Source organism: Victivallis vadensis (genome assembly GCF_003096415.1).
Lineage (GTDB): Bacteria > Verrucomicrobiota > Lentisphaeria > Victivallales > Victivallaceae > Victivallis > Victivallis vadensis.
Map to the genome: position 1 here is coordinate 77,057 of NZ_QEKH01000025.1, position 7,603 is coordinate 84,659.

The 7,603-nt window shown below is 60.4% G+C and carries 6 protein-coding genes; all 6 read left to right on the top strand.

The genetic code is table 11. The features are described from left to right. Nucleotides 1-38 precede the first annotated feature (38 nt). A complete protein-coding gene (locus tag C8D82_RS14595; RefSeq protein ID WP_116885019.1) occupies nucleotides 39-845 on the top strand; it encodes a hypothetical protein in 807 nt (268 codons plus the stop codon). 381 nt (nucleotides 846-1,226) lie between these two features. Next, nucleotides 1,227-2,306: a GntR family transcriptional regulator gene (locus C8D82_RS14600; protein ID WP_133245227.1), complete on the top strand. Its 1,080-nt coding sequence runs from the start codon at nucleotides 1,227-1,229 to the stop codon at nucleotides 2,304-2,306. After that, nucleotides 2,299-3,357: a prepilin-type N-terminal cleavage/methylation domain-containing protein gene (locus C8D82_RS14605; protein ID WP_116885021.1), complete on the top strand. Its 1,059-nt coding sequence runs from the start codon at nucleotides 2,299-2,301 to the stop codon at nucleotides 3,355-3,357. The genes C8D82_RS14600 and C8D82_RS14605 overlap by 8 nt, the downstream gene beginning before the upstream one ends. After that, nucleotides 3,354-4,715 (top strand): GH39 family glycosyl hydrolase, encoded by a 1,362-nt coding sequence (locus C8D82_RS14610; RefSeq protein WP_116885022.1) that lies wholly within the window; start codon nucleotides 3,354-3,356, stop codon nucleotides 4,713-4,715. The genes C8D82_RS14605 and C8D82_RS14610 overlap by 4 nt, the downstream gene beginning before the upstream one ends. A gap of 8 nt (nucleotides 4,716-4,723) precedes the next feature. Further along, entirely contained in the window at nucleotides 4,724-6,676 is a 1,953-nt protein-coding gene (locus tag C8D82_RS14615) for a sugar-binding protein (protein WP_116885023.1), read from the top strand. 15 nt (nucleotides 6,677-6,691) lie between these two features. After that, nucleotides 6,692-7,543, top strand: coding sequence for an alpha-amylase family protein (locus C8D82_RS14620; RefSeq protein WP_116885024.1), 852 nt, complete (start codon nucleotides 6,692-6,694; stop codon nucleotides 7,541-7,543). Nucleotides 7,544-7,603: the final 60 nt, after the last annotated feature.

Genomic DNA, 7,603 nt, shown 5'->3' on the forward strand with positions numbered 1-7,603 from the left:
AATCCGGTAAGTGCCGGAACAACAGAAGGAAAAGGATTATGAACAACAAATTCCGCCTCCCCCTGACCGCATTGGCGCTGTCGCTCGGAATGATTCCGGCGATGGCGGCTGCCGAAGATGACGCTCCGCCGCCTCCGCCGCACGAGATGCGGCAGCCCGGTCCCGGCGGCGACATGCAAAGCCCCGGCGGCCGCCGGATGCGTCCCCGCATGGGCGACGGCCGCGTGATGCCGGCCGCGATGAATGAGGAAGAACAGGCCAGATTCCGTGAACTCAACCAGGCGGTTCAGGATGCGCTCGAAGCCTATCGCGCCAATCCCGGCGACGAAACGCTTGCCGCCCTGAAAACCAAATTGACCGCGATGGTCGAAGCCCGGCAGGCGTTCGAGATCGACCGCGCCGAAAAAGCGCTGGCCCGTGCCAAGGCCCAGGCCGGGAAAAAGGACGAGATCGTCAACCGCCAGCTGAAGCACATGACCGCCCCTCAACGCAGACGCGGCCCCGGAGAGGGCAAAGCTCCGGAAAGGCGCGACCGCCGCGGCAATATGCCGCAGTTCTTCACCGAAGCGGAAATGACCCGGCTCAAGACCGCCCGCGAAGCGCTGGCCAAGGCGGAAGCCAAATCCGACGCGGAGACCAAAGCGGTCGAAGCGATGAAGAAAGTCCATCAGGATGCCGTGACCCGCATTCAGGCGGAAATCGCCAGACTCAAAGCCGAGGGCAAGGATACCGCGTCACTGGAACGCAGCGTGAAGTTCCTGAACCGCGCCGTCGAACAGATGGCCGACCCGGCCAAATATGCGGAACGCATGAAGAACCGCCCGCCCCGCGGTGAGCGCAAGTAGTTCCCGCAGCCTGAATCAGTCGGTCGCCCCCCGGATGTCGCTCGTTTCCGGGGGGCTTTTTCTGTTTCAATGGGAGACGCCCTGCATCATCGCCATACTTATTCAATGACTGATTCCCATGTGATATACATAATAATATAAGCCAATATGTCAACAGGAATAAATAACCGCAAAAACGGACTATCCCTATTGATATTGATAATCAAGAGTTTGCAGCTTACCCTCCCCCAGGCGGCGATATTTCTTCAAATATTGTTTTGTGTCCTGAGGTTTTCTCCGGTATAATATATAACACAGCCATCCCATCGAGGCTTGAAAAATGACAAAAACTTATGGGACGGCAGTGATATAAAGGCATATTTCAGGTCTGGAGCATCACCATTGAAAAAGGAACATCTCTGTGAATTGAGTTACTCGAAGATTGCCGCCGATCTCCGGTCGGCGATCGATTCGCGGCATCTTTCCCCCGGAGAAATGCTGTTGCCGGAACGGGAACTGGCCCGGCGCTACTCGGTCAGCATCGGCACGGTCAGGCGCGGAATACGCACACTGGTTGAAGAAGGACGGCTCAGGAAACGCCAGGGGCTGGGAACATTCGTCCTGAACCGGACGGAAACTTCCGGCGCGATCGCCCTGCTGCTGCCGACGCTTCAGCTCTCCTACTATGCCCGGATCGCCGAACTCGTCGAAAAATACGGCAGCAGCGAACCTTTCATCATCACGAATCCGGACGATGTGCCGGTCAGCCGCCGAATCAGCATCGCCCAGAAACGCCGCGGCTTCCGCAATGTCATCATCACGCACGAAATCAGCAGTGAGGAGTACGACAGATGCCGCAGACACTTTCCGGGAATGGAATTCTTCTTTTTCGACTCCGGCGTCAGCGGCCTGCCGGTCAACTCCGTGTGCAGCGATGAAATTGAAGGAGCCCGGCTCGCCGTCACACACCTGCTCAATCAGGGACGGCGGCGGATCGTTTTCCTCGGCAACACCCGGTTCGCCAATGGCCGTCGGCGCGCTCTCGGCTGCCGCCTGGCGCTGGAAAATGCCGGAGAGAAATTCCACCTGATCGACAGCGACGTCCATTACAGCAGCGCCTATGCCGCCATGCAGAATGCCCTTGCGCGCGGCTTGCGTCCGACCGGCATCTTCGCGGTGACCGATATGGCGGCCATGGGAGGCATATCGGCTCTCCGGGAGGCCGGAGTGCGGGTGCCGGAGGACTGCGCGGTCATCGGCTACAGCAATCTTGCGGAAGGGAAAAATTTCACTCCCGCGCTCTCGACAATCGAAACCGATCTCGACGGGATGGTTCGTTACACACTGAGCGAAATCGCTTTCCGGACCGCGCACCCGGAAACGGAACTTTCGCAGGTGAGATTTCAACCGCGCCTGATCGTCCGGGCATCCAGCAGCACCATACATCAACCTTTTAATAAACAGGAGTCTTGCCATGAATGAAAAGCTGACGCTCATGAAACCATCATCTTCCCGTCTTGCGCTTATCCCGCCGGCGCTTTCCTCCCGCTTCAGAAGAGTATGCAATCAGTCCTCATATGCCGCTCTGCGTAAAAGAGAGGGGTTCGGGGGAGAGAAAGCGGCGACTTGCGCCGCGTCTCTCCCCGTACCAAGCATCCCCAACTTTTCACATATTCCCTGCAAGCTCTCACGCCACCGCCTGTCGACCGCCCCGCACCCGGCACCGGCACCTTGCCGGACGCAGGGGGCGCGGCACGAGGCGGATACGCCCCCCGCATACCGCCGCTTAAGGCCGACTATCGCAAGATTTACGCTGATTGAGCTGCTCGTTGTGATAGCGATCATCGCAATCTTGGCTTCCATGCTGCTTCCGGCATTGAATCAGGCGCGTCAGAAAGGGTATGCGGCAAGCTGCCAGAGCAACCAGAAATCGGTGATACAGGCGCTGAGTTTTTATGCCGATGACTTCCGGGGGGCGATCCCCTACTGGAACAACCACGACAATGCGTCATGGAGCCTGTTTCTGGTGCGGAACAATTGGGGATTCCAGCCGGGAGCATTTTATGAAATTCCGTACAAAACGATTGTCTGCCCCGGCAATCCCCGGAAAGTGGGGGCGTACAATTCCAGCACCGGATTTTACGGGATGCTGCACATCACCGGCGACGGCGATCTGGCCGCTTACAATGCCAACAAGGACAAAACCGGCGCTTTCATCCACGGCAACTGGGGCGGCGCCGGGAATAAGTACGAGTATTTCCTGACGGGGCGGATGAAAGTGCCGTCGCGCATCGGGCTGATCTATGACTCCGCCATGGCGACCGGTACCAGTCAGGGCACGGGTTACAACTTCGTCACCAATCAGAAAGTGGGCTGGGCGAATAATCCGGCGGTCTACCGGCTGCACTCGAACCGGGCCAATACGGCCTTTGCCGACGGCCATGTGAGCGCGTTGGGCGCGGAGGAGCTCGGCAGCCTGCCGCTGCCGATGGATGCGGCAACCGTCAACTCCAACTTCCAGTGGTACAAATGAAACACATCATTTCAAAACTTGCCGCGGCCGCGTTGCTGCTGCCGGGAATCGCGGGGTGGGGCGCGGAACCTTTCCGGCTCGGAGCGTGCTTCCACTTCGGCAGCAGCGCCTCCGGCGACGTGGAAGCCAACCTGAACCTTTTCGAACAGGCCGGGCTGAATGCCGGGCGGGATGAGCGCAGCTGGCGGTTCGTGGAATGGGAAAAAGGAGAATTGCGTTATTTCAGAAACGGCCACATCGAACGGATGATTTCCCGGCTGCACGGCCGGGGCGGCTGCTACATCAATATTCTCTGCTATGCGCACCCGGCGTACTGCGGCGGGGAACGTATTCCGAAAACGCCGGAGGCGATCGAGGGCTTCTGCCGCTACGCCGAATTCGTGGCCGGAGAGACCAAAGGCAAGGCCGCTTTTCAACAGGTCTGGAATGAATGGGACGCCCACCCCGGCACCGATACGCTGGAAAGCCACCGCGACTATGTGAAGCTGCTGGCCGCCGTCGTTCCGCGCATCCGGGCCGCCGATCCCTCCGTGAAGATCATGTCCACCAGCGCCACAATGGACTACAAGCTGGAAAACCTGCTGAAAGCCGGAGTGCTGAAGCATGTCGACGTGCTTTCGCTGCACCCCTACGTGAGCTGGCGCGGACGCGGCAAGGACACGGTCGAATCCTGGTACGGCCTGATGCAGCGGATGGACCGGACGATCCGCAAATACAACCGCGGCAAGCCGTTCCCGGTATACATCACGGAAATCGGCTGGCCCGCGGCGATCGCGGCGAACGGGTTCACCGAGGAGACGCAGGCGGTTTACGCCGCGCAGCTGCTCTGTTCGGTCCGCACGCTGCCGTTCGTGAAAGGGCTGCTCTGGTACGACTTTCAAGACGACAACGTCCGCCCCGGAGAAGCCGAAGCGAATTTCGGGCTGATCCGCGCCGATGCGACTCCCAAACCGGCCTATTACGTATTCGCCGACCTGTCGGAACTGGTCCGCGACGGGGAATTCGTCAGGCGGATCGAGACCGGCGACCAGAAAGTGTGGATTCTGCACTACCGGCTGAACGGCGACGACGTGTATGCGATGTGGAACTACCACCCGGACCGGAATACGCAGATCGTGCTGCGGAATGAAGCGGAAACGCGCGCCCCGGTCTCCGTCCGCCACGCGGGCCGTCCGGCGGTTACGATGGAGTGGGGCCGCCGCGACTGGCTGCGGCAAAAGCCCCGGCAGGCGGATGAACTTGCTTTCACATTGCGCGACATGCCGCTGCTGCTCCGGGGCGATCTTTCCCGGGTCCGCCTGGTCCGGATCGAGACGGTGCCGTTTCCGCGTGAACTGCCGATCAACAAACAACCCTGACAAGTATCATGAAAAGAACAATCATCACTTTGCTTGCGGCGGCGGCGCTCTGCGTTCCGCTTGCCGGGAAGGAGCCGGAGGAATTTCTGCTCGGAGCCGGGTTCCACTTCGGCAGCCACACCGGAGACATCGAAGCCAACCTCGACATCGCATCCCGCATCGGCCTGAATGCGGGGCGCGATGAACGCCTCTGGAACGCCGTCGAGTGGAACAAGGGCGAGTACATCTACGGCAATTTTGTGGAAAAAGCCTACACGCAGGCCGCGCGGCGCGGACTCGCCATGATCTTCATTCTGGCTTACGGCAACCGGCACTACGACAACGGCAACTACCCGGTCAGGCCGGAAACCGCCGAGGCGTTCTGCCGGTTCGCCAAACACACGGCGCGTCACTTCGGAGACCGGGCGGAATTCTTTCAGGTCTGGAACGAATGGGAGGGTTCGACCTCAATGCCCGCTCAATTCAAGGATACCGGCACCAGCGAGGCGTATGTGAAATTCCTGAAACAGGTCGCGCCCCGCATCCGCGCCGCCGCGCCGCAGGCCCGGATCGTCGCCAACTCCATCTCATCCGGTGACCGCTGCCTGGACTACTATCTGAAAAACGGCGTGCTCGAATATGTGGATTACCTCGCCATGCACACCTACAACTTCGCGGACGGCCCCGGGCGCGACACCGTGGACGCTTTCGCCGCGCGCCTGGAAAAGATCCGCACGATGATCCGTGCGGCGAACGGCGGCCGGGATTTTCCGGTATTCATCACGGAAATGGGCATTCCGACCAGTACTGCGCCACGGGTCGGGCGCACGGAACATCAGCAGGCCGCCCAGCTGGCCCAGATTCTGCTGGTCTGCAGGATGTTCGACTTCCTCAGGGGATTCTGGTGGTATGACTTTCAGGACGACAACATCAAGCCGGAATTCACGGAATCCAATTACGGCCTGATCCGGCCCGACACCACGCTGAAGGAATCCGCTTATGTCGTCGCCGATCTTTCCCGGCTGATCCGGCGCGGCAAATTCGTGCGGCGCCTCCCCGTTGCCGACCGCAAGCTCTGGCTCCTGCAGTATGAACTGGACGGAAAGGACGTGCTGGCGGCCTTTCATACCTACCCCGAAGATGATTTCAAAATCGTGTTGGAAAACGCGTCGGAAACTCTCCCTCCCGTCTCGGTGCGCCATGCCGGGCGCGCTCCGTTGCCCCGCAACTGGGGTTACCGCGACTGGCTGCGGAAAGGACAGCCGGAGTGGGGGAACCGCCTGAGCATCACGGTCCGGGATATGCCGGTCCTGATTGAAGGCGACCTCTCCCGGGTCACCGTCGCGGAAGTGGAAAAGCGCGATTTTCCACGTTTTGCCGCGACGCCGCCCCCGCTGCCCGAGCCGGAATTTTCCGTTGCCGCCCTGCCGGTCGGAGCTTCCGGCGGAATGACGCCGGTCAACGGGTACCGCCCTTTGAATAACGCCGGTCCCCGCTGTCCTGAGTTCGCCGCGGAATTCATGGTGCGCTATGATGCGCGCAACCTCTACCTGACCGCGGTTGTGACGGACCGGTCGTTCTTCTGCGACCAGCCGGTCGAGGACGCCTGGACCTGCGACAGCATCCAGGTCGCCGTCCAGTCCCGCGCAGCGGGTTCCGATCCCGGTTCATGGCTGGAGGCGGATGCCGCACGCACCGCGAAAGGGGCGGAACTCTATCTGCGCCGGTTCGCCATTCCGGAAACGGAAGCCCTGAAGCCGCCCGTTCCCGAAATTACGGTGCAAGAAGGCAAAACCGTCTATAAGCTGACCTTCCCGGCGGAGTTTCTCGGCATGACCGGTTTCGCCCGGGGTGACCGTCTCGGCCTCGCCTTTCTGGTCAACGACAACGACGGCAGTGGACGCCGCGGCTACCTGCACTGGGCCGACGGCATCGGCATAAGCAAAGACCCGGCCCGATTCGGGCTGGTGGAACTGAAATAACCCTGAATACAGAATATGAACATCTCATCCCATCTTCCTTTCCGCCAGGTTCACCTTGATTTCCATACTTCGGAAGCGATTCCGGGGATCGGCTCCGCTTTCCGCCCCGACGAATGGGCGCAGACGCTCCGGGAGGCGCATGTGAACTCCGTCACCTGCTTCTCCTGCTGCCACCACGGCTGGAGCTACCACCCCACCCGGGTCGGTGCAATGCATCCGCACCTCGGCTTCAACCTGCTGCGCGCCCAGATCGACGCGGCGCACGCCTGCGGAATCCGGGTACCGGTCTACCTGACTGCCGGAAACAATCAGCGTCTCGCAATGGAACATCCCGAATGGCGCGAAATCACGCCGGACGGCCGCTATATGGGCTGGGCCCCGACGCCGTTGAGCGCCGGCTTCTCGAAGCTCTGTTTGAATTCGGGCTACCTTGAGGTCCTGCGCGCCCTCTGCGAAGAGACCGTGGAACTGTTTCCCGACGCGGACGGAATTTTCCTCGACATCATCTGCCAGGGACAGTGCTGCTGCCCCGGATGCGTCACCGACATGCTGCGGGAGGGATTCGACCCCGAGTCGGAAGCGGACCGCATCCGTTTCGCGCGGCGCACCCTGTTGAACTACTATCGGGTCATCACCGCGGCGTGCCGGAAATTCAACCCGGATATGCCGGTTTTCCACAACTCCGGCCATATACCGCGCGGCGACCGCGAAATCCTGCCTTATTTCAGCCACCTCGAACTGGAAAGCCTGCCCACCGGAGGCTGGGGTTACGACCATTTCCCGGTATCGGCCGCCTACTGCCGGAAACTGCCGTTTGAATTTATCGGCATGACCCACACCTGTCCTAACAAACTTTTGAAGGGGTGAAAAAAGTGGAGCCAACTTGTCCGTAATAGTATATTACGGTTGCCTAAACCACAAGGAGGC

Excerpts from the sequence above, each read along its gene's own strand:
- C8D82_RS14595 (WP_116885019.1), top strand. The coding sequence starts at position 39 with ATGAACAACAAATTCCGCCTCCCCCTGACCGCATTGGCGCTGTCGCTC.
- C8D82_RS14610 (WP_116885022.1), top strand. The coding sequence starts at position 3,354 with ATGAAACACATCATTTCAAAACTTGCCGCGGCCGCGTTGCTGCTGCCG.
- C8D82_RS14620 (WP_116885024.1), top strand. The coding sequence starts at position 6,692 with ATGAACATCTCATCCCATCTTCCTTTCCGCCAGGTTCACCTTGATTTC.
- C8D82_RS14605 (WP_116885021.1), top strand. The coding sequence starts at position 2,299 with ATGAATGAAAAGCTGACGCTCATGAAACCATCATCTTCCCGTCTTGCG.
- C8D82_RS14615 (WP_116885023.1), top strand. The coding sequence starts at position 4,724 with ATGAAAAGAACAATCATCACTTTGCTTGCGGCGGCGGCGCTCTGCGTT.